28 protein-coding genes and 2 tRNA genes are annotated in these 24,816 nt (G+C 43.1%); 4 read left to right on the top strand and 26 right to left on the bottom strand.

Annotation, left to right across the window (positions count from 1 at the left end):
- Positions 1 to 37 precede the first annotated feature (37 nt).
- From O3626_RS06520 to tsaB, 5 genes are read right to left on the bottom strand one after another with little or no spacing between them, the layout of a single operon-like run.
- Positions 38 to 577 carry a hypothetical protein gene (locus O3626_RS06520; protein ID WP_371495958.1) on the bottom strand — a complete coding sequence of 180 codons (540 nt, stop codon included), beginning with the start codon at positions 575 to 577 and terminating at the stop codon, positions 38 to 40.
- A gap of 51 nt (positions 578 to 628) precedes the next feature.
- The gene (locus O3626_RS06525; RefSeq protein ID WP_371495960.1) at positions 629 to 1,720 is read right to left on the bottom strand and encodes a hypothetical protein; all 1,092 of its coding nucleotides are present in this window, start codon (positions 1,718 to 1,720) and stop codon (positions 629 to 631) included.
- A gap of 18 nt (positions 1,721 to 1,738) precedes the next feature.
- A complete protein-coding gene (gene tsaD / locus O3626_RS06530; RefSeq protein ID WP_371495962.1) occupies positions 1,739 to 2,749 on the bottom strand; it encodes a tRNA (adenosine(37)-N6)-threonylcarbamoyltransferase complex transferase subunit TsaD in 1,011 nt (336 codons plus the stop codon).
- Positions 2,739 to 3,176 carry a ribosomal protein S18-alanine N-acetyltransferase gene (rimI, locus tag O3626_RS06535; protein ID WP_371495964.1) on the bottom strand — a complete coding sequence of 146 codons (438 nt, stop codon included), beginning with the start codon at positions 3,174 to 3,176 and terminating at the stop codon, positions 2,739 to 2,741. Before rimI ends, tsaD begins: the two co-directional genes overlap by 11 nt.
- Complete coding sequence (gene tsaB, locus O3626_RS06540) at positions 3,173 to 3,856, bottom strand: tRNA (adenosine(37)-N6)-threonylcarbamoyltransferase complex dimerization subunit type 1 TsaB (protein WP_371495966.1); 684 nt, start codon at positions 3,854 to 3,856, stop codon at positions 3,173 to 3,175. The genes rimI and tsaB overlap by 4 nt, the downstream gene beginning before the upstream one ends.
- 292 nt (positions 3,857 to 4,148) lie before the next feature.
- On the opposite strand from tsaB, the gene O3626_RS06545 reads away from it, so the two are divergent.
- Both O3626_RS06545 and rnjA read left to right on the top strand, forming a co-directional pair.
- A complete protein-coding gene (locus O3626_RS06545; protein ID WP_031576344.1) occupies positions 4,149 to 4,379 on the top strand; it encodes a DNA-directed RNA polymerase subunit epsilon in 231 nt (76 codons plus the stop codon).
- Positions 4,380 to 4,382: 3 nt separating this feature from the next.
- The gene (gene rnjA, locus O3626_RS06550) at positions 4,383 to 6,065 is read left to right on the top strand and encodes a ribonuclease J1 (protein WP_003015245.1); all 1,683 of its coding nucleotides are present in this window, start codon (positions 4,383 to 4,385) and stop codon (positions 6,063 to 6,065) included.
- Positions 6,066 to 6,167: 102 nt separating this feature from the next.
- Here the strand turns inward: rnjA and glnA are convergent, their stop codons facing one another.
- The 15 genes from glnA to rsgA form a co-directional block, all read right to left on the bottom strand.
- Positions 6,168 to 7,514: a type I glutamate--ammonia ligase gene (gene glnA, locus O3626_RS06555; RefSeq protein ID WP_155124590.1), complete on the bottom strand. Its 1,347-nt coding sequence runs from the start codon at positions 7,512 to 7,514 to the stop codon at positions 6,168 to 6,170.
- A 39-nt stretch (positions 7,515 to 7,553) separates the two neighbouring features.
- Positions 7,554 to 7,913, bottom strand: coding sequence for a MerR family transcriptional regulator (locus O3626_RS06560; protein ID WP_014713966.1), 360 nt, complete (start codon positions 7,911 to 7,913; stop codon positions 7,554 to 7,556).
- Between the two features lie 67 nt (positions 7,914 to 7,980).
- A complete protein-coding gene (locus O3626_RS06565) occupies positions 7,981 to 8,514 on the bottom strand; it encodes an aromatic acid exporter family protein (protein WP_024055322.1) in 534 nt (177 codons plus the stop codon).
- Between the two features lie 112 nt (positions 8,515 to 8,626).
- Positions 8,627 to 9,826 (bottom strand): phosphoglycerate kinase, encoded by a 1,200-nt coding sequence (gene pgk, locus O3626_RS06570; RefSeq protein WP_118396409.1) that lies wholly within the window; start codon positions 9,824 to 9,826, stop codon positions 8,627 to 8,629.
- A gap of 177 nt (positions 9,827 to 10,003) precedes the next feature.
- Positions 10,004 to 11,014, bottom strand: coding sequence for a type I glyceraldehyde-3-phosphate dehydrogenase (gap, locus tag O3626_RS06575; RefSeq protein ID WP_006154814.1), 1,011 nt, complete (start codon positions 11,012 to 11,014; stop codon positions 10,004 to 10,006).
- A 289-nt stretch (positions 11,015 to 11,303) separates the two neighbouring features.
- Positions 11,304 to 13,385: an elongation factor G gene (gene fusA / locus O3626_RS06580; RefSeq protein WP_371495970.1), complete on the bottom strand. Its 2,082-nt coding sequence runs from the start codon at positions 13,383 to 13,385 to the stop codon at positions 11,304 to 11,306.
- 271 nt (positions 13,386 to 13,656) lie between these two features.
- Positions 13,657 to 14,127, bottom strand: a complete 471-nt coding sequence (gene rpsG / locus O3626_RS06585; protein WP_003003105.1) for a 30S ribosomal protein S7 — start codon at positions 14,125 to 14,127, stop codon at positions 13,657 to 13,659.
- 19 nt (positions 14,128 to 14,146) lie between these two features.
- Positions 14,147 to 14,560 carry a 30S ribosomal protein S12 gene (gene rpsL / locus O3626_RS06590; RefSeq protein WP_003003125.1) on the bottom strand — a complete coding sequence of 138 codons (414 nt, stop codon included), beginning with the start codon at positions 14,558 to 14,560 and terminating at the stop codon, positions 14,147 to 14,149.
- 205 nt (positions 14,561 to 14,765) lie between these two features.
- The gene (locus O3626_RS06595) at positions 14,766 to 15,320 is read right to left on the bottom strand and encodes a hypothetical protein (RefSeq protein ID WP_371495972.1); all 555 of its coding nucleotides are present in this window, start codon (positions 15,318 to 15,320) and stop codon (positions 14,766 to 14,768) included.
- Positions 15,321 to 15,343: 23 nt separating this feature from the next.
- Positions 15,344 to 16,159: a pur operon repressor gene (purR, locus tag O3626_RS06600; protein WP_371495974.1), complete on the bottom strand. Its 816-nt coding sequence runs from the start codon at positions 16,157 to 16,159 to the stop codon at positions 15,344 to 15,346.
- A gap of 132 nt (positions 16,160 to 16,291) precedes the next feature.
- Positions 16,292 to 17,239 (bottom strand): 3'-5' exoribonuclease YhaM family protein, encoded by a 948-nt coding sequence (locus O3626_RS06605; protein WP_371495976.1) that lies wholly within the window; start codon positions 17,237 to 17,239, stop codon positions 16,292 to 16,294.
- Entirely contained in the window at positions 17,226 to 18,476 is a 1,251-nt protein-coding gene (locus O3626_RS06610; RefSeq protein WP_371495979.1) for a DNA recombination protein RmuC, read from the bottom strand. Before O3626_RS06610 ends, O3626_RS06605 begins: the two co-directional genes overlap by 14 nt.
- Position 18,477: 1 nt before the next feature.
- Entirely contained in the window at positions 18,478 to 19,110 is a 633-nt protein-coding gene (locus tag O3626_RS06615) for a thiamine diphosphokinase (protein WP_371496014.1), read from the bottom strand.
- Complete coding sequence (gene rpe, locus O3626_RS06620) at positions 19,103 to 19,762, bottom strand: ribulose-phosphate 3-epimerase (protein WP_315377180.1); 660 nt, start codon at positions 19,760 to 19,762, stop codon at positions 19,103 to 19,105. The genes O3626_RS06615 and rpe overlap by 8 nt, the downstream gene beginning before the upstream one ends.
- 14 nt (positions 19,763 to 19,776) lie before the next feature.
- On the bottom strand, positions 19,777 to 20,655 hold the full coding sequence (gene rsgA, locus O3626_RS06625; RefSeq protein ID WP_315377182.1) for a ribosome small subunit-dependent GTPase A: 879 nt from the start codon (positions 20,653 to 20,655) through the stop codon (positions 19,777 to 19,779).
- Between the two features lie 198 nt (positions 20,656 to 20,853).
- Between rsgA and O3626_RS06630 the strand changes: the two genes are divergently transcribed.
- Together O3626_RS06630 and O3626_RS06635 are read left to right on the top strand one after the other, a co-directional pair.
- Positions 20,854 to 20,936: transfer RNA gene (locus tag O3626_RS06630), tRNA-Leu, on the top strand.
- A 4-nt stretch (positions 20,937 to 20,940) separates the two neighbouring features.
- Positions 20,941 to 21,029: transfer RNA gene (locus O3626_RS06635), tRNA-Ser, on the top strand.
- 43 nt (positions 21,030 to 21,072) lie between these two features.
- Here O3626_RS06635 and rsmA read toward each other — a convergent pair.
- From rsmA to O3626_RS06665, 6 genes are all read right to left on the bottom strand, one after another.
- Positions 21,073 to 21,948 (bottom strand): 16S rRNA (adenine(1518)-N(6)/adenine(1519)-N(6))-dimethyltransferase RsmA, encoded by an 876-nt coding sequence (rsmA, locus tag O3626_RS06640; protein WP_371495982.1) that lies wholly within the window; start codon positions 21,946 to 21,948, stop codon positions 21,073 to 21,075.
- Positions 21,929 to 22,285, bottom strand: a complete 357-nt coding sequence (locus O3626_RS06645) for a hypothetical protein (RefSeq protein WP_315377185.1) — start codon at positions 22,283 to 22,285, stop codon at positions 21,929 to 21,931. The genes rsmA and O3626_RS06645 overlap by 20 nt, the downstream gene beginning before the upstream one ends.
- 107 nt (positions 22,286 to 22,392) lie before the next feature.
- Positions 22,393 to 22,986 carry a ribonuclease M5 gene (rnmV, locus tag O3626_RS06650; protein ID WP_315377187.1) on the bottom strand — a complete coding sequence of 198 codons (594 nt, stop codon included), beginning with the start codon at positions 22,984 to 22,986 and terminating at the stop codon, positions 22,393 to 22,395.
- A complete protein-coding gene (locus O3626_RS06655) occupies positions 22,958 to 23,728 on the bottom strand; it encodes a TatD family hydrolase (protein ID WP_371495985.1) in 771 nt (256 codons plus the stop codon). The genes rnmV and O3626_RS06655 overlap by 29 nt, the downstream gene beginning before the upstream one ends.
- Positions 23,729 to 23,853: 125 nt before the next feature.
- The gene (gene rpmH / locus O3626_RS06660; protein WP_003003086.1) at positions 23,854 to 23,988 is read right to left on the bottom strand and encodes a 50S ribosomal protein L34; all 135 of its coding nucleotides are present in this window, start codon (positions 23,986 to 23,988) and stop codon (positions 23,854 to 23,856) included.
- A gap of 147 nt (positions 23,989 to 24,135) precedes the next feature.
- Positions 24,136 to 24,765, bottom strand: coding sequence for an HI_0552 family protein (locus O3626_RS06665; protein WP_371495987.1), 630 nt, complete (start codon positions 24,763 to 24,765; stop codon positions 24,136 to 24,138).
- Between the last annotated feature and the right edge of the window lie 51 nt (positions 24,766 to 24,816).

Below are 24,816 nucleotides of genomic sequence, written 5' to 3' on the forward strand. Positions count from 1 at the left end.
TAAAGAATTTTAATAGCTGTCAAATCTTTCTTACTCACTATTTCCCCACTTCTTGAGATATGATCTCTATCATATCATTCCATTTATGAAGTTGGTAATCAAATTTAAACATAAATATCACTAAAAAACTAATGAGCAAAAAGAGGACTGCAATGGTTTCATTGCCAATCACAAACAAAAGAATCGCGGCTACAGTTAGGAACCTAAAAAGATTAAGAATACAGGTGAAGTACACCCTACGTCTCTTCAAAGACCTGATCAACTTTTTCCCTTGATTCTCCTCTAACTTGGATGTCTGTAATTTCAGACTCGCATGGTAATATCGAATGATCCACGCAGCAAGAAAGTAAGAGAAGACACCTAAAACTGGAATCGTTCCAAGTCGGACCAACTGATTGTCAAATAGTCCAGCTTCCGCTAATCCATCCGAAATTTTGTGGATAATAAATAATGTGACTGGAAGCAGTAGATAAGACCAGTTAGTAGGAGAAGATGTTTCTTCTAGTAGGACTTTTTCCTCCCAATCAAAATGATAATTCTTGTTTTTCCATATTCCTAAATTAATCATTGTTGGCATAATAACCTCTTTTTCATTCTCCTTGTATATTTTCTAAAAACTCTATCAGTATCAATATGAAAAAGATTTACCGTTATAATACTTTTGAATCTCATCAAACTGAGAGATTTTCGTATCTTTATTTTCTACACTCAGTTCTTTAGGCAGATAAGCATAGTCGTACACAGAGGAACCTAATGTAAGAAATTCTGTTTCTAGATCTATCAGTTCTTTCCCATTCGTAATCACACCATTCTCAGAATTGATCACTTTATAAGCAAAACCTTCTGGTTTTGAAAAGAGTTTAAATGCAGTCGGATAGGATGCTTTTAAATTGATATTACCTTTGTAAGATTCATCCTTCCAAAAACCATTATAAAAGGGATGAACTCCAGCAGTGTAGCCTTTACGGGTAGATATTGAGAGATACACTCTATTTTTCTCATTCACGTCTTCTTCCGTTATTTCTTTATCAATTTTAAGGGTTTTAAGATTAAGCAAGAAATAACGTGACTGAGTTTGCTTCATAATTTTAATGATAGCGTAGTCATTCCCATTCATTTTTCGAAGTGTAGGGAAAGGACTATAGAGCTCAAAATCATCGTTTTTTACATACTCCACCATCATCTTCCAAAGATCGACTTCCTTTCGTTTCGCCTTACTCCCTGTCAAATCATAAATCTCTAAATGGGCATATTCATCCGACTTCATTTTTTTCGATGGAATAACACCCCTCACTCTGTTTCTTTGTCTAACCAAATAATTAGAGTTCACCTCAACCCAATCTGATGAATCAGGAGACTTCAAAGATTTCTTCCGTTCTTTTTCATCAAACTTCCATTCGACCACAAGCCCATTTTTATTATGGATAAATTGGAAATCTTTAATGTCAGATTTTGCATTATAGATTGAAAATTCGTAGGACTCTGTACTCTTATCACTTTTTTCAATTTTCTTTTGTGATTCGCATCCTGCAGCCAGTAGCAAACAGACCGCAAAGACAAGCATTGTGCCAATTCTATATTTAGATCTCTTTTCTTTTTTCATCTCTCTTCTCTCTTCCACCTCAGTTTCATTCCCTCTATCATATCGAATTTTCTTGCCAATCGCAAATCCCTTACTAGTTGGTGAGATCCCAACAAAAAAGCCATTGGAATCGCACATCCAATTGGCTCCTTTTTCTTATTCAATTCCTTCAAAGGCCAGGCTTGGTTTGGCATTGAGATCTAAGCCTGCAAAGTTTTCTTTGTTCCATTCACTAACACTGGCATAGGCAATCATCCCTGCATTGTCCCCGCAGAGACGCAGAGGCGGAATGATGACCTTAACATCCGTGATGTCAGAAGCCAAGCGTTCACGGAGACCTTGGTTGGCTGCGACCCCACCCGCAACGACTAGAGTCTTGACTGGATATTTCTCCAAAGCCTTCTTGGTCTTGGCCATGAGAATGTCTAAGACGGCTGCTTGGAAACTCGCTGACAGGTCCGCATTAGAGAGACTTTCCCCTTTTTGCTGGGCATTGTGGTGCAGATTGATAAAGGCCGATTTGAGCCCTGAAAAAGAAAATTCCAGATTGTCTTCTTTGATCATGGCCCGTGGGAAATCATAAATATCAGCCCCTTGGTGGGCTAGCTGATCAATCTCACGTCCTGCTGGATAGGTCAAGCCCATCACGCGCCCGACCTTGTCATAAGCCTCTCCTACAGCGTCATCACGGGTCTCTCCGACGATCTTATAATCCCCCGCTTCACTGACATAGACCAACTCGGTATGTCCTCCACTCACCAGCAAGGCTAAGAGCGGAAATTCTAAGGGCTCGACGCTTTGAGCGGCCATCAAGTGCCCCGCCATATGATTGACAGGAATCAAAGGAAGGCCGTGCACCCAGGCAAAGGCCTTAGCTGCAGCCAAGCCGACTAAAAGAGCCCCAACCAGGCCTGGGCCGTAAGTAACGGCTACAGCAGTGACCTCGTCTTCTGTGATGCCGGCTTCTTCTAGGGCTTCTTCAATACATGCCGTGATGACTTCCACATGGTGACGAGAGGCTACCTCAGGCACTACTCCACCAAAACGCTTGTGACTTTCGATTTGACTGGCAATGACATTGGATAAGAGTTGGTCGTCATTTTTCAAGACAGCCACGCTGGTCTCATCACACGATGTCTCAAAAGCCAAAATATATCTATCTTTCATTTGGGTTCCTCTTCATGATCACGGCATCCTCTATCGGATCGTGATAGTAGTTTTTCCTCCGTGCAATTTCTTCAAAATGCATTTTTTTGTATAGGCCTTGGGCCGGTTGATTGGACACGCGCACTTCTAAGAAAATCTCTTTTTGGTCCGGCAACTGCGCGAGTAACTGCTGAGCTAGGCCTCGGCCCTGAAAGGCGCGCTTGACCGCAATCTGCAAAACCTCTGCTTCATAGAGAGTATCTTGAATGGCGACAAACCCAAGGACTTGTCCCTCATCCACAGCTAGGAAATAGGAGATCGATTCCTGCTCTATATCGGCTTGGATCTGCTCCAACTTCCAGGGACTAGCTTCATAGACGTCTTCCATCACAGAGAGAATAGCGGCTGCATCCTGAATTCGCCCCTTTTTGATTTCTACTTTGATCATAGACGCTTGATATAGGAGGTCGTTGTTTCCGTGTGGTCTTTGAGCCAATTTTCCTCTGCTTCGACCCGTTTGAGATAATTGGGGACAAAATCATGGAGGCTAGCAGGCGTTTCTTTGAGACCGAGACGTCCGATTTTCACTGCATCTGGCAGTGTTTCAGAGCAAGTAGCACTTGGCAGGCTAGAGGCAATCTGCTCCTTAAAAGCCGTGATCTCTCCGACAAAGGTGACCTGCTCACTCGATGCTGCACGCTCTAGGACTTCCTCAAATGGAAAATGCCCTTCTGGTGCGACCAGCTGATCTTCTTGGTAAAAACCCGCATAGACGTTGTTTCGACGAGCATCCATAACAGGTACTACCAAACCTTTTAGATCATCCGGCACTAGAGCTAAGAGGCTTGAGACCCCGACCAATTCAATCCCTAAAGTATGAGCCAATGTCTTTGCGGATGCGACTGCAATGCGCAGTCCAGTATAGCTCCCAGGACCTTCTGCCACCACGATGCGGTCCAAGTCCTTGGGTGTTAAGTCGATTTGTTGCATCAAAAAATCGATGACCGGCATCAAGGTGATACTATGATTCTTTTTAATGGTTAATGTTGTTTCTGCAAGTAGAGTCTCATCTTCTAAAATCGCTACAGAAAGAGCCTTACTCGAGGTATCAAATGCTAATAATTTCATTTCCTACTCCTCTTGAACTGGATTATATTATACTACAAATTCCCTTCAAATCCCAGCGAAACTCTCCCTTAAAGCGCAGGATTTTCATACACCAAACCGCTCAAAAGCTTCTCTATTATAGGTCTTTGCCCCTCTGACTTTTCTAGTCTATCTTTTACTTACAGGCGAATTTATGATATAATGATAATTAATTGTATCGAATCAGGTCCACTAGTTGCGAGTAGAAAACTCTAGTGATTGCACTCCTTCGCAGCTAACAAATGGACCGAAATAATGAAAGGAAAATTACTTCATGATTTACAAAGTTTTTTATCAGAAAACAAAAGAACGGAACCCTCGTCGTGAAACGACGCATGCACTTTATCTCGATATTGATGCACCAAATGAACGCGAAGGACGCATCCAAGCACGTCAATTGGTTGAAGCAAACACAGATTTCAACATTGAATTTATCACACCACTTTCTGAGCAACACCTTGCTTACGAGAAAGAGTCAGGTGCCTTTGAACTAACGGAGTACTAATCCATGGCTTATACCTTAAAACCTGAAGAAGTTGGTGTATTTGCCATTGGTGGACTTGGAGAAATCGGGAAAAATACCTACGGGATCGAGTACCAAGATGAAATTATCATTGTCGATGCCGGGATCAAATTTCCAGAAGACGACCTCCTTGGGATCGACTATGTGATCCCTGATTACTCTTATATCGTTGACAATATTGATCGTGTCAAAGCGGTCCTCATTACCCACGGACACGAAGACCACATCGGTGGGATTCCTTTCCTTTTGAAGCAAGCCAATGTCCCTATCTATGCTGGACCTTTAGCGCTTGCCTTGATCCGTGGAAAATTAGAAGAGCATGGCCTTCTTCGCGATGCCAAACTCTACGAAATCAACCAAAACACTGAACTTCAATTTAAAAATCTTAAAGCAACCTTCTTCCGTACCACTCACTCGATTCCAGAACCTTTAGGGATTGTGATTCACACCCCTCAAGGAAAGATTGTCTGTACTGGAGACTTCAAATTTGACTTCACGCCCGTTGGGGAACCAGCTGACCTCCATCGTATGGCAGCTCTTGGAGAAGAAGGCGTTCTCTGTCTGCTCTCAGACTCAACCAACGCGGAAATTCCAACCTTTACCAACTCTGAAAAAGTGGTTGGCCAATCCATCATGAAGATCATCGAAGGCATCCATGGGCGCATCATCTTTGCTTCCTTTGCCTCGAATATCTTCCGTCTCCAACAGGCAGCTGAGGCCGCTGTCAAGACAGGTCGCAAGATTGTCGTCTTTGGACGCTCCATGGAAAAAGCCATCGTCAATGGAATCGAGCTTGGCTACATCAAGGTCCCTGCTGGAACCATTATCGAGCCAAACGAGATCAAAGACTATGCGGCCAATGAAATCCTGATCATGTGTACAGGAAGCCAAGGAGAGCCAATGGCAGCCCTCTCTCGGATTGCCAACGGAACGCACCGCCAAGTGCAACTCCAACCAGGAGATACCGTGATCTTCTCTTCTAGCCCGATTCCTGGAAATACAACCAGTGTGAACAAATTGATCAATACGATTTCTGAAGCGGGTGTCGATGTCATTCACGGGAAGATCAACAACATCCATACCTCTGGACACGGGGGGCAACAAGAACAAAAACTCATGCTCCGCTTGATCAAACCAAAATACTTCATGCCTGTCCATGGTGAATACCGGATGCAGAAGATCCACGCAGGACTTGCGCGTGATTGCGGAGTAGAAAAAGACAATATCTTCATCATGAGTAATGGTGATGTCCTCGCTCTTACAGCCAACTCTGCTCGTATCGCAGGAAGCTTCAATGCCCAAGACATCTATGTCGATGGAAATCGCATCGGTGAAATCGGTGCTGCTGTTCTTCGTGACCGGAGAGACCTTTCTGAAGACGGTGTCGTACTTGCCGTTGCGACTGTTGACTTCAAATCGAAGATGATTCTGGCAGGACCAGATATCTTGAGCCGTGGTTTCATCTACATGCGTGAATCAGGAGACCTGATCCGTGAAAGCCAACGCATCCTCTTCAATGCCATTCGTATCGCCTTGAAGAACAAAGATGCCAATATCCAAACCGTTAATGGTGCGATTGTCAATGCTCTTCGTCCATTCCTGTACGAAAGCACGGAACGTGAACCCATCATTATTCCAATGATTCTCACACCAGATGACGAAAATTAAAAAAACAACCAGTTGAGACCACTGTTTCAACTGGTTTTATTGTTGCATTTTGAAGAGCAAAGAAGAGCTTGGAATATTTCCCAAGCTCTTTACTCTTGTTTCTTAATAAAGATCTAGATAGTTGTCTACTTCCCATTGTGATACGAAGGTAGCGTAGCTTGCCCATTCAATTCGTTTGGCTTCAAGGAAGCTGGTGTAGATGTGCTCACCCAAGGCGGCTTTTACCACATCATCTTCAGTCAAGGCTTTCAAGGCATTGTGAAGGGTAGAAGGTAGATCTGTAATTCCAGCTGCTCTGCGTTCTTCCGGTGTCATTACATAGATATTTTCTTCGATTGGAGCAGGTGCTTCGATTTTGTTTTCAATACCGTGAAGGCCGACTTCAAGCAAGACTGCCAAGGCTACATAAGGATTGGCCATTGGGTCTACTGAACGCAATTCCAAACGAGTTCCCATACCACGTGACGCTGGCACACGTACCAATGGGGAACGGTTGCGTCCTGCCCAAGCAATATAAACGGGTGCTTCATATCCAGGAACCAAACGTTTATAAGAATTGACAGTTGGATTTGTCACTGCTGTAAAGTTGTAGGCATGCTTGATCAAACCACCCAAGAAGTGATAAGCAGTTTCTGACAATTGCATTCCACGTGGATCTTCTGGATCAAAGAAGGCATTGTTGCCATCTTGGTCAAAGAGAGACATATTACAGTGCATACCTGATCCGGCAATTCCAAATTTTGGTTTGGCCATAAAGGTTGCATACAAACCGTGTTTACGAGCAATGGTTTTCACAACGAGTTTAAAGATTTGGATCTTGTCACAAGCGCGGAGCACTTCGTCATACTTAAAGTCGATTTCATGCTGACCAACGGCTACTTCGTGGTGACTGGCTTCTACTTCAAAGCCCATCTTGGTCAAGACATTTACGATTTCACGACGAGTGTTATCTGCAAGGTCTGTTGGAGCCAAGTCAAAATAGCCACCTTTGTCGTTTACTTCAAGAGTTGGATCTCCATTTTCGTCCAACTTGAAGAGGAAGAATTCTGGTTCTGGACCAAGGTTAAAGGATTTGAATCCAAGCTCTTCCATATGACGAAGGGCACGTTTCAAGTTGCCACGTGGGTCTCCTGCAAATGGTTCTCCTTCTGTCGTATAGACATCACAGATCAAGCCAGCTACGCTACCATTTTCATCTCCCCAAGGGAAGACTGTCCATGTATCCAAATCTGGGTAAAGATACATATCTGATTCGTTGATACGGACAAATCCTTCGATAGAAGAACCATCAAACATGGCTTTGTTTGAAAGAACCTTGTCCAGTTGCTCATCGGTAGCTGGAATTTCGACGTTCTTCATAGTTCCCAAAATATCAGAGAACATCAAGCGAATAAAAGTAACATTTTTTTCTTTTACTTCACGGCGAATATCTGCAGCAGTAATTGACATTTTTGTCTCCTTAAAATAGATTACAAGCTTATGAAATGATCAACGAAATTGACCATATGGCGATGGGGAAGATGTGAAGCGACTTTGCTGAAGAATGTCACGATGAAGAGCCTTACGAATGGCTTCTTGGCTGACCACCTTGGTTTGCTCTTGCTCTTTTTCCGCATATCTCTTCTTGATATCCGCAATATTCAAACCATCTGAAATATAATCTTTGATCTCAAGCAGACGGTCCATATTGTCCAATGAATACATGCGGCGATTGCCTTCTGTTCGATCAGGAGAAATTAACCCTTGATCTTCATAATAACGAATCTGACGAGCTGTCAAGTCGGTCAACTTCATAACACTTCCGATCGGGAAGACAGCCAGTGAGCGTCGTAATTCCTTTTCCTTCATACCATTCCTCTTTCTATTCTATTATATCGAAAAAAAAATCTATGTCAAGATTAAATGTTATATAATCTTACATAGGTTTTTTGTACTTCTTGAGAAAATCTCGAATGCGATCGACATCCGAATTGACCAAAATCGCAACAAAAACGCCGATGAAGGTCTCAAATATTCGGGCAAAAACATACAAGAAGGTTTCTCCGTTAGGAATCGAGAGAGTAATGATCAGCATTGCCGAAACTCCTCCGATAATTCCTGCTTTATTATTCATAGCGACATTTGTCATAATGGTTAACATGGTCGCAATTGGTACAAAAATCAGAGTCACCCAATACGCGCCATGAAAGAGCGTTTTTAAAAGGAAGAACAATACAGCATAAAAACCCCCGATACTGTTGCCCATGACACGCGAAGCCCCGAAGTGGACACTCTTATCAAAGTCTTCCCTCAAACTAAAAACAGCTGTCAAGGTCCCGATCTGAAGGCCGCGCCAGCCAAATATTCCAAAAATAAGTAGCACAATAAAAACGGCAATCCCTGTTTTAAAGGTTCTCATCCCCAAACGGAATTTGGACCAATCAAATTTGTGTCGTTTAAAGTAATCCATGGTCACCTATCTTTCTATCTCTATTATTCTACCATATTTTCAGAAAGGAGAGAACAGGTAAAAATAGAAAGAAAAAAGAGTTGGTTTCCCAACTCTTTTCATTCTCATTAGATTATTTATCTGTAAGAGCAGCCAATCCTGGAAGTTCTTTACCTTCAAGGAGTTCCATAGAAGCACCACCACCAGTAGAGATCCATGAGAATTTGTCTGCACGTCCAAGGTTGATCGCTGCGGCAGCTGAGTCACCACCACCGATGATTGATTTAACGCCTGGTTGTTTCACGATAGCGTCCATTACACCGATTGTACCAGCTTGGAAGTCAGGGTTTTCAAATACACCCATAGGACCATTCCATACAACTGTTTTCGCACCAGTCAATTCTTGATCGAATTTAGCGATTGATTTAGGACCGATATCAAGACCAAGGAATCCTGGATCTACTGCTTCACCTTCAGTGTCTTTCACTTCAGTGTAGTCAGCAAATGCGTTCGCTTCTTTTGAGTCAACTGGCAAGATCAATTTGCCGTTTGATTTTTCAAGAAGAGCTTTCGCCACATCCAATTTGTCTTCTTCTACAAGTGAGTTACCGATTTCGATACCTTGTGCTTTGTAGAATGTGTAAGTCATCCCACCACCGATAAGAACTTTATCAGCTTTTTCAAGCAAGTTTTCGATAACACCGATCTTGTCAGATACTTTAGATCCACCAAGGATAGCTACGAATGGACGTTCTGGAGCTTCAACTGCTTCTTTGATGTAAGCAATTTCGTTTTCAAGAAGGAAACCAGCAACAGCTTTTTCAACGTTTGCAGAGATACCAACGTTAGATGCGTGTGCACGGTGAGCAGTACCAAATGCATCGTTTACGAAAATACCATCTCCAAGTGATGCCCAGTATTTACCAAGTTCAGGATCGTTTTTAGATTCTTTCTTGCCATCAACATCTTCGAAACGAGTGTTTTCAACCAAGAGAACTTGCCCATCTTCAAGAGCGTTAACAGCTGCTTCCAATTCAGCACCACGTGTAACACCTGGGATAAATTTAACGTCTTGACCCAATTTAGCAGCCAAGTCAGCAGCTACAGGAGCAAGTGATTTACCTTCTTTATCTGCTTCTTCTTTTACACGTCCAAGGTGAGAGAAGAGGATTGCACGTCCACCTTGTTCAAGGATATACTTGATAGTTGGAAGAGCTGCAGTGATACGGTTATCGTTAGTGATCACGCCATCTTTTACAGGAACGTTGAAGTCAACACGAACGAGAACTTTTTTCCCTTTCAAGTCAACGTCTTTAACAGTCAATTTTGCCATAAGATATGACTCCTTCTTTTTTTAATACATGATAATTATATCACAAAAGCTGTAAAAGAGGTAGCAAAATTCGATGATTTCACCTCTTATTGAGCTGGATTCCCTATACTTTGGATGATTTGTATCTCCATAAGTTCAAAAAAGAGGAGGTTTCCCTCCTCTCATCATACGCATGAATTATTTAGCAATTTTTGCGAAGTATTCAAGAGTACGAACAAGTTGTGCAGTGTAAGACATTTCGTTGTCATACCATGAAACAACTTTAACCAATTGTTTACCGTCAACGTCAAGAACTTTAGTTTGAGTTGCGTCAAACAATGATCCGTAAGACATACCTACAACGTCTGAAGAAACGATTGGATCTTCAGTGTAACCGTATGATTCGTTAGCAACAGCTTTCATAGCTGCATTTACTTCATCAACAGTAACGTTCTTTTCAAGAACAACTACCAATTCAGTTACTGATCCAGTTGGAGTAGGAACGCGTTGTGCAGCTCCGTCCAATTTACCGTTCAATTCAGGGATAACCAAACCGATTGCTTTAGCAGCACCAGTTGAGTTTGGAACGATGTTAGCAGCACCAGCGCGTGCACGACGAAGGTCACCTTTACGGTGTGGACCGTCAAGGATCATTTGGTCACCAGTGTAAGCGTGGATAGTAGTCATCAATCCTTCAACAACACCGAAGTTATCTTGAAGAGCTTTAGCCATTGGAGCCAAGCAGTTTGTAGTACATGAAGCACCTGAGATAACTGTTTCAGTACCATCAAGAATATCGTGGTTAGTGTTAAATACGACTGTTTTAACATCTGATCCACCAGGAGCAGTGATAACAACTTTCTTAGCACCACCAGCATGCAAGTGTTTTTCAGCAGCTGCTTTAGTAGCAAAGAAACCAGTTGCTTCAAGAACGATTTCTACACCGTCGTTAGCCCAGTCGATTTGTTCTGGATCGCGTTCAGCAGAAACTTTAACGAATTTACCGTTAACTTCGAATCCACCTTCTTTAACTTCCACAGTACCGTCGAAACGACCTTGAGTTGTATCGTATTTCAACAAGTGTGCAAGCATAACTGGATCTGTAAGGTCGTTGATGCGAGTAACTTCAACACCTTCTACGTTTTGGATACGACGGAAAGCAAGACGACCGATACGACCGAAACCGTTAATACCAACTTTAACTACCATTCGTGATTTCCTCCTTATGAAAATCAAAAAATTTTTTTGTGAAAAGAGTAACTTGACACAGCGCCAAACATCTTTTAACAGTCTCTATTATATACTTTATTGCATTAAAAAGCAACTATTTCCCAACGAAAAGCAAGATTTATCCTAGTTCGAGACCTTTTTTATTAAAGTTTTTCACAAAGTCTTGATCCATGGAAATGACGTTTTCTCTACTACCATTTAACCTCTAGCCTTCCCAGACAAACAAAAACCCTTCCCTAAACGGGAAGAGTTTTCTAGCTTTGGTAAATTAAGCTTCACCTTTAGCTTTTTTAATGATTTCTTCTTGTACTGATTTTGGTACATCTTCGTAGTGGTCAAATACCATCATGAAAGTACCACGTCCTTGAGTTGCAGAACGAAGAACAGTAGCGTAACCGAACATTTCAGCAAGTGGTACATAAGCACGAACGATTTGGCTTGCACCGTGTGCTTCCATACCATCTACACGTCCACGACGAGCAGTTACGTGCCCCATAACATCCCCAAGGTTTTCTTCAGGAACTGTGATAGTTACAAGCATCATTGGTTCAAGGATAGCTGGTTGTGCAGTCTTAGCAGCTTCTTTAAGCGCAAGAGATGCAGCGATCTTGAAGGCAGTTTCAGATGAGTCGACATCGTGGTATGAACCATCGTAAAGCTTAGCTTTTACGTCAACCATTGGGTAACCAGCAAGAACACCGTTCGCCATAGATTCTTGAAGTCCTTTTTCTACTGCAGGGATGAATTCACGTGGAACCACACCACCGACAATCGCATTTTCGAACTCGAATCCTTTACCTTCTTCGTTTGGAGTAAATTCGATCCAAACATCACCAAACTGACCTTTACCACCAGATTGACGTTTGAAGAATCCACGTGCTTGTGTAGAAGCGCGGAATGTTTCACGGTAAGATACTTGAGGAGCACCAACGTTAGCTTCAACCTTGAATTCACGTTTCATACGGTCAACAAGGACATCCAAGTGCAACTCACCCATACCAGAGATAACTGTTTCACCAGTTTCAGGGTTTGTTTCAACGCGGAATGTTGGATCTTCTTCAGCCAATTTTTGAAGGGCGATACCCATCTTGTCTTGGTCTGCTTTAGATTTAGGCTCAACCATCAATTGGATAACTGGTTCTGGAACTTCGATTGATTCAAGGATGATTTTTGCTTTTTCATCTGTCAATGAGTCACCAGTTGTTGTATCTTTCAAACCAACGGCAGCAGCGATATCACCAGAGTAAACTGTTTCAATTTCTTTACGAGTGTTGGCGTGCATTTGAAGGATACGTCCGATACGTTCACGTTTACCTTTAGAAGTGTTCAATACGTATGAACCTGAGTTCAAGACACCTGAGTAAACACGGAAGAATGTCAAACGACCTACGAATGGGTCAGTCATGATCTTGAAGGCAAGAGCTGCAAATGGCTCATCATCAGATGCTGGACGTTCTTCTTCTTCGTCTGTATCTGGGTTTACACCCTTGATTGCAGGGATATCAAGTGGGCTTGGAAGGTAGTCAAGGACTGCATCCAACATCAATTGAACCCCTTTGTTCTTGAAGGCAGAACCACAAAGTACTGGGTAGAATTCAACGTTGATTGTTGCTTTACGGATACCAGCTTTCAATTCTTCGTTTGTGATTTCTTCCCCTTCAAGGTATTTCATCATCAAGTCTTCATCAGTTTCAGCAACTGCTTCAACCAATTTTTCACGGTATTCTTGAGCTTGTTCAAGGTATTCAGCTGGAATATCTTCTTCAAGGATATCTGTACCAAGGTCGTTCGTATAGATTTCAGCTTTCATCTTGATCAAGTCAATGATTCCGCGGAAGTCATCTTCAGCACCGATTGGCAATTGAATTGGGTGAGCGTTTGCTTGAAGACGGTCATGAAGTGTGCTTACTGAGTAAAGGAAGTCAGCACCGATTTTATCCATCTTGTTTGCGAATACGATACGTGGAACTCCGTATTCAGTTGCTTGACGCCAAACTGTTTCAGTTTGAGGTTCAACACCTGATTGTGAGTCAAGAACGGTTACAGCACCGTCCAAAACGCGGAGTGAACGTTGAACTTCGATAGTGAAGTCCACGTGTCCTGGTGTGTCGATGATGTTTACACGAGTGTCTTTCCATTGAGCTGTTGTAGCGGCAGATGTGATAGTGATACCACGTTCTTGCTCTTGCTCCATCCAGTCCATTTGTGACGCACCTTCGTGAGTTTCACCGATTTTGTGAATCTTACCAGTGTAGTAAAGGATACGCTCAGTTGTAGTTGTTTTACCAGCATCGACGTGAGCCATGATACCGATATTACGAGTTTTTTCAAGTGAAAATTCGCGTGCCATGAGGTTTGTTTCTCCTATATTTTTTATTTCTATATTCTATTATAACATGATTTAATAAAAACGGATAGGCAGGACCTACCCGTTCTCATTGTTTTCATGATTTGTTGGTTTCAACTCATTGCTGGGTTGAACTCGGGCTAAAAGCTCAAGTTAGCCGATCTGAGCCGGAACGGGATGCTGTGTGAAAAAGAGAAACTTCCTTGTATTCATCGAATACTGCGTCAGTTTCCTATTTTCACTTTGCATCCTTGCCGTTCCTAGCATCATGATCTTACCAACGGAAGTGTGCGAATGCACGGTTAGCTTCAGCCATACGGTGAGTATCTTCACGTTTCTTAACAGCTGCACCAGTGTTGTTCGCTGCATCCAAGATTTCTTTTGCAAGACGATCAACCATTGTGTGTTCACCACGTTGACGAGCGATTGTTACCAACCAACGAAGTCCAAGGGTTGTACGACGTTCTGGACGAACTTCAACTGGGACTTGGTAGTTAGAACCACCGACACGGCGAGCACGTACTTCAAGTACAGGCATGATGTTTTCCATAGCTGTTTCAAATACTTCAAGAGCATCATTTCCAGTAGCTTCTTTAATTTGTTCGAAAGCTCCGTAAACGATTGAAGCAGCTGTACCACGTTTACCATCAAGCATAACGCGGTTGATAAGACGAGTAACTAATTGTGAATTGTAAAGCGGATCTGGCAATACATCGCGTTTAGGCGCACGGTTTTTACGACTCATTTCTCTTTATCCCCTTTCCTTATGCTTTTGGTTTTTTAGTACCGTATTTAGAACGGCCTTGTTTACGATCGTTTACACCTGCAGTATCAAGTGCTCCACGGACGATATGGTAACGTACCCCTGGAAGGTCTTTTACACGTCCACCACGAAGAAGAACCACGCTGTGTTCTTGCAAGTTGTGTCCGATACCTGGGATATAAGCAGTAACTTCGATCAAGTTGCTCAAACGTACACGAGCGAATTTACGAAGGGCTGAGTTAGGTTTCTTAGGTGTCATTGTTCCAACACGAGTTGCAACACCACGTTTTTGTGGTGAAGAAACGTTTGTTTGAACTTTTTTATGACTGTTGTAACCAACGTTCAAAGCTGGTGATTTAGATTTTTCTACTTTTGATTTACGCGGTTTGCGAACCAATTGGTTAATTGTAGGCATCTACATTCTCCTGTGAATTTTTTTATTTTTGGTGATGATACACTTGGTGACAGCTACCATCTGTGTGTACTTTTGCAACATTTGTCAGCACGTCCCTGTACACTCTTGAGAGACCAAAAGTAAAAAGTACCGTCTATTATTATAACATGACGGCACTTTGATTGCAAGATGTTTTTTTATTTTTTAAAGAAGTCGAAAAAGTTCATTATTGACCAGCTTGAGCAGGTTCTTCTGCCCCTGCATCTGCAGCCGGAGCATACTGTTGTTGCTGTTGTGATTGAACTGTCGCATTAGCTCCAGCTACTCCAGCATTGGCATTAGCGTTTGCGTTGGCATTAGCGTCTGTTTGAGTCTGCTGCGTTGTCGCAGTATCACTCTCATAGGCCAGTCCATAATAGTTAGCAATGTATTGAATACGAGCTTCAAGCGATTCCTTTTGAGTTGCATCTTTTACTTTCTTCACAGCAGCTTGGGCAGCGTTCACAGAATCTTGACTCGGAGTCGTTTCCATTTGAACGACTGCTTTTTCAGCAGCTTCTGTATTTTTCTTTTCTTCCTTCTTTTCTTTTTCTTCCTTTGTTTCCTTTTTCACTGGAAGGGAACCTGTTTTTTTAGCAGGTTGAATTTCTGTCGTTACCTGGGCAGCCGTATTCTTTTTAACGGTATACAAGCCAGCTACCAAAATAAAGGATAGAGACAGAACTGTCACCAAACGAATCCACAAAGGACTATTATCAAATCGATCTAAAATTCTTTTCACTTTCTGATCCTCCTTAATTGCTCTTAATCAAAGATATTCCCAACTTCGACACTCAATTTATTTTCTTTCACATCGATGTTGGTCACACGCAATAAGGATTTGTGTTCAAAGAACTCACGGTCGGTTACAGCATTATCTGCAAAGACAGCTACTCCTGCCAATTCTGAATCGAATTCAGCCAAGAGACTGACCATCCCGTTAATCGTTCCGCCACCTTTAAGGAAGTCATCGACAATCAAGACCCGGCTTCCTGCTTTTAGGCTCCGTTTTGAAAGGAACATTTTCTCAATGCGATCCCCACTTGAGCCTGAAACATAGTTGACACTAACGGTTGATCCTTCAGTGATTTTCAAATCACGACGGACAATGACGAATGGAACATTCAAGACATTCGCTACTGCATTAGCTAGAGGAACTCCCTTGGTCGCTACGGTCATGACAGCATCAATCTTCCTGTCCCGGAAGGCTTTGGCAATGATGCGTCCGATCCGATTCAAAATCTTAGGATTGCTCAAAAGATCAGACAAGTATATGTAGCCACCAGGAAGGATACGATCACTTTCAGACAGTTGCTTGCAAAGATCCTCAACGATTTCTTTGGATTCTTGATCTGAGATAGACGGCGTAAAGATCACGCCTCCTCCAGCTCCTGTGATGGTCTCAATATTTCCAATTTCCATCTCTTCAAAAGCCCGCTTGATAATCACGATATCTTCTGAGATGGAAGACTTCGCTGACTCATACTTTTCCGCAAAAGTATTGAGGCTAGTCAATTCATAGGGATGGTTGATCAAGTAATTAGAAATCACGACCATCCGTTCACTTCTTCTTAATTTCATTTTCTCACCATGTAGTTTTTTCTATCATTATACCATAAGAAGCGAAAAAAACGAACATTCTGATTTACAGAAGGCCGTTTTTCCCTAATTTTTTTCTTTTTTTTGGAATAGTTTCCGTATTTATCTCTGTTTTTACTGATCGATATTCGGTTTATAGAAAGATCGGTTTTCCATAGCAAAGATTTTATTGGTCATCTCGCCAGGCCCAATTAAGCCAAGAGCTGTCGTCATCATCATCATCTCTGCATCCAAATTGTCGATCATATGAATAATCTCTGCTTCCATGATCTTGGGGCGAACTGGGCTTCCATATTCGAGCAAGCCATGGTGACTCAAGATCACATGGCGAAGGACGATCACTTCTTCTTTTTGGTCATCAATCTTTAAGTCTTGCAAGACCTTGGTGATTTCTTCATCAATCAGTGCAATGTGGCCGATGAGGTTGCCCCGAACAGTGTACTCCGTATTTTCAGGTCCCGTCAACTCGATCACTTTGGCCAAATCGTGTAACATAATCCCTGCAAAGAGCAAACTCTTATTCAACTGAGGATAGATATCACCGATACTATCTGCCAAGCGGACCATGGTCGCCGTATGATAAGCAAGGCCTGCTTCAAAGGCATGGTGGTTGGTCTTAGCAGCTGGATAGCTATAAAACTCTTTCTCATATTTTCCATAGAGGGCACGGACAATCCGTTGCCAGACTGGATTTTCAATTTTGAAAATCATGTTTGATAGGTATTCATGCAATTCCTTGGGATCTACTGGTGGTTTTTCTTTGAAGTCTGCTGGATTGTTAGGCTCACCTGCTTGTGGCAAGCGCATGTTCAGCTGATTGACTTGCGGAGTATTATTGTAAACCTCCCGACGTCCTGACATATGGACCACGCGCCCAGCTATAAAGCTCTCTACATTGTGGGGTTGAGCGTCCCATAATTTGCCTTCGATCGTGCCGGTCTCATCCTGAAACACAAAGGCTAGATAGTTCTTCCCAGCCCGCGTTTGACGCACTTCTGCTGACTTGATCAAATAGAATCCTTCGAACAATTCATCTTTTTTCATTTGGTTAATTTTGACCATCATCTTCTCCATCTTCTATATATACATCTAGTCCCAGCAGGTCTTCATCGCTTTCGATTTGGCGGAGCGTCCGCTCGATGGCACTGGTCCGTCTGGTTAGCAAATCATCAATATTATTGGAAGCATTCTTTAAATGACGCTGGGTCTTGGCGAGAATCCCTCCAAACTTATGAAATTCTGATTTAACCGATCCTAACACTTTACTGATATCGTCTGCACTTTTTTGAATATTGAGCGTTTTAAAGCCGACAGACAAGGAGTTCAAAAGGGCAGATAGCGTGCTTGGACCAGCTACTAAAATTTGTTCTTCCCGACGCAAGCGATCGAAGAACTCTGGATTGCGAACCACTTCGGAATAGAGGCCTTCAGTTGGCAAAAAGAGAATTCCGAAATTAGTTGTCGCTGGTGGAAAGAGGTATTTTTGTTGGATTTCTTTGGCAAAACGCTTGATACTAGCAAGAAGGGCCTTTCGGTAACGCTCGATCTCCTCTTTCTCTCCTGATTCATAAGCTTCTTCCAAACGATAGTAGTCTTCCAGAGGGAACTTAGAGTCAATTGGCAAATAGACTGGTTCCTCTCCTTGTCCCGGAAGCTTGATAGCGTACTCCACGCGCTCACTGGACTGGGGAACAGTGATAAATTCTCGCTCATACTGGGCTGGCGTCAAAATATCTTCAATGATTTGTCCCAGCTGCAATTCGCCCATAATCCCACGGGTCTTAGTGTTGGAAAGAACTTTATTGAGAGTTCCAACATCTCTCGCCACCGTCTGCATTTCTCCCAGCCCTTTATTGACCGATTCCAACTGTTTCGAAACAGTCTCAAAGGAAGTCTGCAAGCGGTGTTGCAAGGTTTTCTCCAACTTTTCTTCTACCGTTTGACGCATCTGTTCTAGCCGCACTTCATTGGACTCTTGAATCTGGCGCATGCGCTCATCTGTTTTATCCCGATTTTTGGTGAAGTGCTCATTTATCTCAGCGCGTAGAGCTGTCGTCTGTTGGTGGATCTCCACTCGCATCTCAGTCAAGCGATCTGTCAGCGCGATTTCTAACTGTTGATTGGCAATCTGGCTTGCTTGTCTTTCTTTTTCAAAACGATAGTCCAACTGGTCTGTCAAATGATCCTCGTGGTCTTCCAGCATCTCTCGTAAAGCCGGTCTTGTGTCATCTGACCGTTGCAAGAGATAGATGAGGAGGCCCAGATTAAGCAGGCCAATCAGAAGCAGAATGATATTCATATTAACCTCTGTCTTTACTATAAACAATGACAAGATAGCCACGGTCGAGACTCACTTGAATCGGTTGATCTAAAAATTCATTGGAGCCATACATGGCCTTCAAAAAATAATTCTCCGGATGGAGCGGATACTTGGCCCCTGTGATCTCTACGCGACCTTGTCCGACAGGCATAAAACCAACATAGGGCTTAGTAGGATCTGGCTGAATCTCATGGCAGCCAACTGGTCTGTAAATCAGACGATTTTGACCATCGACTAATTGGATCTGCTCCATATAGGGAGCTAGGTCTGGATCGGTCGGCAAAAAGATATTAGACAAGAAGTGATCCAAGCGACCACCAAAGGCACCGTAAACTGTGACTGCAGCATCTGGATAGGCTTCAAAGACTGCTTTCAAGGCCAATTCCAAATCCGTATCGTTCTTTTCAGGGACGGACTGAACCACTTGCTTGGCTTGGGTGCGGATCTTGCTCAAATCAGTTTCAGAAATGGAATCAAAATCCCCCACAGCCATATCTAAAGGCAAGCCTTGTTCCAGCAACTTCAAACAGCCTCCATCGACACCTACGTAAAGCTCTTGATCTTTTGGTAGTAGAGAAGAATCTCCACCTGCTAATACTCCTATATTAACCATTGATGGCATCTCGGAGCGTTTGAACGCGCTCATTGACATCTCCATTAAAGACATAAGAGCCTGCTACAAAGACATTGGCCCCCGCTTCTTTTGCTTGGGAAATACTTTGGCCATCAATTCCGCCATCCACTTCGATATCAAAGTCTAAACCTTTTTCTTCACGAAGAGCGGCTAATTCGCGCACTTTGTCCATGGTTTCAGGCAAGAAGGCTTGGCCACCGAATCCTGGATTAACGGTCATGACTAAGACTTGATCCACCAAGTTCAAGACGTGTTTGATACTGTCTACAGGAGTTCCTGGATTAATCACAACACTAGCTTTCACACCGGCTTGACGAATTTTTTGAAGAGCTCCATGGATATGAGGAGTCGCTTCCACATGAATGCTGATGATATCCGCACCTGCACGGGCAAATTCTTCAATGTGGTGTTCGGGATTAGTCACCATCAAGTGGCAATCAAAGACCAACTTGCTATGCGGACGCATACTCTCTACGACTCCAGCCCCAAAGCTGATATTTGGCACAAAATGACCATCCATGACATCGATATGAGCATAGTCAGCTCCAGCTGCTTCTAAGCGTTTCAACTCACTTTCAAAATTGGCATAATCTGCACTCAAAATTGAGGGTGCTAGTTTCATTGTTTTCATTCTTCTAATGTCTCCTATTTTGGCATTTTTTTCGAAACTTTTTTATAGGTTTCGCGACGATTTTCAATCTCACTTAGAAATTGCAGGTAATCCTCATATCGGAAAGTCGCAATTTCCTCTGTTTCAACGGCTGGTTTTACCGCACAAGTAGGCTCATGCGTGTGGGTACAGGTACGAAACTTACAAGAGTGGCTCACGTCTGCGATTTCTGGAAAGGCTTGATTTAAATCTTCACTGGTTGTCACTTCATAATCAAGGGATGAAAAACCTGGTGTATCCGCAATCTTTCCTCCATTTAAATGGTAAAAGCTGACAGCTCGGGTCGTGTGTCGACCACGCCCCAGACTATCTGAAATCTCACCCGTTTCAAGCTCCAGGTCCGGAGCGATTTTATTGAGCAAGGTCGATTTTCCGACACCGGTCTGTCCCATAAAGACGGTGGTTTTATGAGTTAAAAGGGGCAAAAGTTCCTCAATCGACAAGACAAAATCATAGCCAATGGCCTGATAGATTCCTTGGTAGTAGTGGATGTCTTCCATATCTTCTAGCAAGTCCAATTTGGAAATATACACAATAGGATGAATCCCCTTGTGTTCTAGAAGAACCAGAAAACGGTCCAAGAGATTAGCATTAAAATCCGGCTCCTTAGCCGACATGATGACTACTGCCTGATCAATATTGACAATCGGAGGGCGCACGAGGCTATTTTTTCGAGGGGCAATACTCAAAATGTAGCCTTCCGAATTCTCTTCAGCAGAGAACTCTACCTGATCCCCCACATAAGGAGTCTGTCCTTTTTTTCTAAAATTTCCACGAGCCCGTGTCTGGTAAATATGGCCGTCTGACTCCACATAGTAGAAGCCAGCCAAGGCCTTGACGATGGTTCCTTGCAAATCGCACTCCTTTGAGATTAATACTATCTATTATACCAAAAAATGAGAAATAAGGCTGGATTGCTTGATAAGAAAATCTGCAAGCACTTCCTGTAACAGGTTGTAGTCTCATACTGTCTATGGTTTTCATGTTAGGGACTTTGACGTGTTTCCTTTTTTTCCTTGGCAATTTTCCTAAAAAGTGTATAATAGAACTATGCGGAGGTGGTGGAACGGCAGACACGCATGCTTCAGGCGCATGTGCCCCTTCGGGCGTGAGGGTTCAAATCCCTTTCTCCGCATCTTGGAAAGGTGGCCCAGCTTGGTACGGCACCGGACTCGAAATCCGGCAAGTGGATTTTCTTCACGCGCGGGTTCAAATCCCGTCCTTTCCTTACGATGCAAATAAGCCATAGGTTATAACCTATGGCTTTTCTGTTATTTTATTCCTGCTTCTAGAAGGCCATCTGCTAAGCGGGCGAAGTCTTCTAAACTAAGAGCTTCTCCTCGCACAGATGGTTGCAGGCCTGCAGCTTGGATTCCTGCTTCCAGTTTGGCTTTGATTTCTTCGGTCTTGCCAAAGCGACTGCTCAAGTTGTTCCAAAGCGTTTTGCGGCGGTGGACAAAGCTAGCCTTGCTGACAGAGAAGAAGAAATCTTCATCCTTGACGGCCACTGCCGGTTCTTCGCGACGCACCATCTTGAGGATGGCCGAGTCGACATTTGGCGCTGGCACAAAGACGGTGCGGGGCACGATAAAGGCCACCTTAGCCGTCATATAGTATTGGACTGCAATGGATAAAGACCCGTAAGCCTTGGTATTAGGTTCGGCTGAGATGCGGTCTGCCACCTCTTTTTGCATCATAACCACAAATTCTTGGAAAGGAATTTTAGACTCGATCAAGTGCATGAGGATGGGAGTCGTGATGTAATAAGGAAGGTTAGCCACTACCTTAATCGGAAGCTCTGGATTTTTAAATTCCGCGATATACTGGTTGAGGTCTACCTTGAGGATGTCTTGGTTGAAGACTGTTACATTGTCAAAATCCCGCAAGGTATCCGCTAAGATGGGAACTAAGCGGTCATCAATCTCAAAGGCCATGACTTCTGACGCATTTTCTGCTAGAAACTCTGTCAAAGCACCGATTCCGGGACCGATTTCGATGACATTGACTTGCTTATCAATCTCTGCCGTATCCACAATTTTTTGAAGGATGTTGGTATCGGTCAGAAAGTTTTGTCCGAAGGATTTTTTAAAGGTAAAACCGTGACGCTCCAGCACTGCTTTGGTCACGCTATAATCTGCAATTCTCATCTCTTCTCTTCTCTTTTCTAATATAGTATGCTTCCGGGGTAGAATGATAGAGTAAAACAAACAAGGGAGTCTCAGCAATTCCTTCCAACATCTCTTTTAATACTGCTTCCGGATGGATGATCTCTCGTGTTTTAGTAAAATAAACACCTTGTTCCCCATTTCGATTTCGAAGTTCCCAGGCGACATTGTTGCCTTGAATAGATGGTAAATAACGTTCCTTTTCTAGAAAATCAAAAAATTCTTTCACCGTCATGTCTTCAGAGACTTCAAATTCCACTTCATGAGGAAAAACATCGTCCCCCATACAGACAGATTCTCTATCAACGATTATTTTCATATTGTTATTCTTTTACACATTTCTATTTGATTTTTTTAAGATGAATCTCCTAGAAATAACTTTATTTACTACTATTGTAACACCTTCTACTTACATTTGAGGTTCTCTTAGTTATTCTCATAACTTTTCATAGCATCCTCAACCTCAGCCAAGCTGATTCCAAACAATTCCAAGCGTTTGATCAATTGCTTGCCATTGCAGTAGCCGATGCGCAAGGCCTCGCCTAGATATTCCCGTCGTTTGCGACTATCGCTTCCCATCAACAGTCCAAGACGCATCAAGTCGGTCTTTGTGATATCAAAGAAATTTTCATCTTCGTAAGACCCGACCAGTCCAGCTAGGGCTTTTTCTAAATCTTCAAAGTTCGCATGCTCCACTCCAAGAGAACGCCCCTTGGTCTTGGATTTGGGGACTGCTTCACCACGATTTAAAAAGGCATGTTTGGCTTGGGGCACCTCTTGCATAATGATCTTGCGAATGCGCTCGCCATTATAGTCTGGATCGGTAAAGACAATGACCCCACGCAACTCTTGCAAGGTAGCAATTCGTTCCAAGTCATCTTGATCGATCGCAGAGCCTCGCGTTTCATAGGTATCCACCTCATAAAAACGACGGAGATTAGCTGTGTCGTCCTTGCCCTCCACGACAATTACTTCTGGTATTTTTCTTTTCTCAGTCAAGGCCAAATACCTTTCTTGCATTGTCATAGGTTGCCTGAGCCACTTCTTCTGTTGTTAAGCCACGTAGTTCTGCAATAAAATCTACCACATAACGAGTGTAGGCTGTTTTATTTTCCCGACCACGTTTGGGAACTGGTGCCAGGTAAGGAGCATCTGTTTCAACCAAGATCTTGTCTAACGGAAGGCCAGCTGCCGCTTCTTGGACATCTGTGGCTTTCTTAAAGGTCACCACTCCAGAAAAGGAAATCATCATTCCCAAATCCATGAAGCGTTTCGCTTCTTCTAAACTTCCTGAGAAAGAATGCATGATCCCACCGCGAGGACCGACTCCTTCACTCTTGATGATGGCATAAGTATCTTCTAAAGCATCGCGTGTATGCACCACAAAGGGGAGGTCCAAGTCCTTAGACAATTGAATCTGACGCCGAAAAACCTTTTCTTGGACATCTTTTGGTGCTGTCATCCAGTGGTAATCCAGACCGATTTCTCCGAGTGCGACAACTTTAGGATGTTTTAGCTGTTCAAGTAAATAGGCCTCCACTTCAGGACTATAATCTCCTGCCTCAGTGGGGTGCCAACCAAGCGTGAGATAGAGTTCTGGATGCTGGTCTACCAACTCTATGGCACGCTCAATCGTCGGTTTGTCAAAACCAACGATATTGTGGGCTACAACCCCCAATTCCTTGGCCAAGTCGAGCTCTTCTTGTTCTTTTCCTGCGAATTCTTCCACATTGAGATGGGTGTGGGTATCAAAAATCTGCATGATCTTCCTTTTCTTCCGAGTTTTTCTTCTTTCTATTATAGCAGAAAGCGCCTCTAAATTCACTTTCGGACAAAACAAAAACCAGTAGTCTCGAGTTTCTACTGGTTTTTAGGTTTTTATCTGAATTAGGCAGCCAAAACTTTGCGTCCTTTACGACGACGAGCTGCCAATACGCGACGACCATTTTTAGTTGCCATACGGTGACGGAAACCATGTTTGCGCGCACGACGAAGTTTACTTGGTTGATAAGTACGTTTCACGATGAATACCTCCTCATAGATTTTGTATTCGTTTAGCCGGCTAGTTGTGATCAGTTACTAAACATACTTTACTATTCTATCGGATTCAGTTCTATTTGTCAATAGCTATGGCAAAATTGTTGCAAATACAGGTCGGAGAAAACCTTTCTACACCTGACGGGTTGCCAAGTAATAGGGTTTCAGAGCCACCAGCGCCTCTTGCAACTGATCCAAGATAGCTTCAAGAGAACCTTCCTCAACTAAAGAAACATCGTATTTGACGAGGACCTTACGAACCGCTCCTTCTGCTACTGCTTGTAACAGATCATGGCGATTCTTTTCTGTTCCTTCTACCCTTCGACTCTCACCATTTTCCTGAGCAAGGTAATAGACTGGTTGAGAGATGGGAAGTGTGAGAACCTTGTGTTGCTTTGGAAGGCTCTGATCATCTTTTTTTCGCTCGATAAAGCTCACCTCTAAGGAAACTCCAAAATCAGCTGCGTCTCCATAGAGTCTCAAGGCAAACATGGGCTCTGCCATCGTTCCTTCTCCTTTTAGATAGGCCCAAAAATGAGGACGCAAGACTTGAGCCTGGTTCATCCACTGGCTGGTCCGATCTTGCTCCAAATAGGGGTGACGCTGCTGAAAGGCTGAGACCAAATCCGTAAATTCCTTACGAGCTGCCTGCCCCATTGCGCGGTACTGTTCCATCTCTTGGGCTAACACTCCTGCCTTCGCTGGTGACTGGTATTTGATTCCTTGAAGCTTTAAAAACTCTCGAATCGCTGCAAATGTCATCTGTTTCCTTTCTACTCCCAACAAAAAGAGAGAGAGGCTCAATCCCATCTC

Origin of the sequence: Streptococcus sp. 20925_1_77, assembly GCF_041432125.1 — a bacterium.
Lineage (GTDB): Bacteria > Bacillota > Bacilli > Lactobacillales > Streptococcaceae > Streptococcus.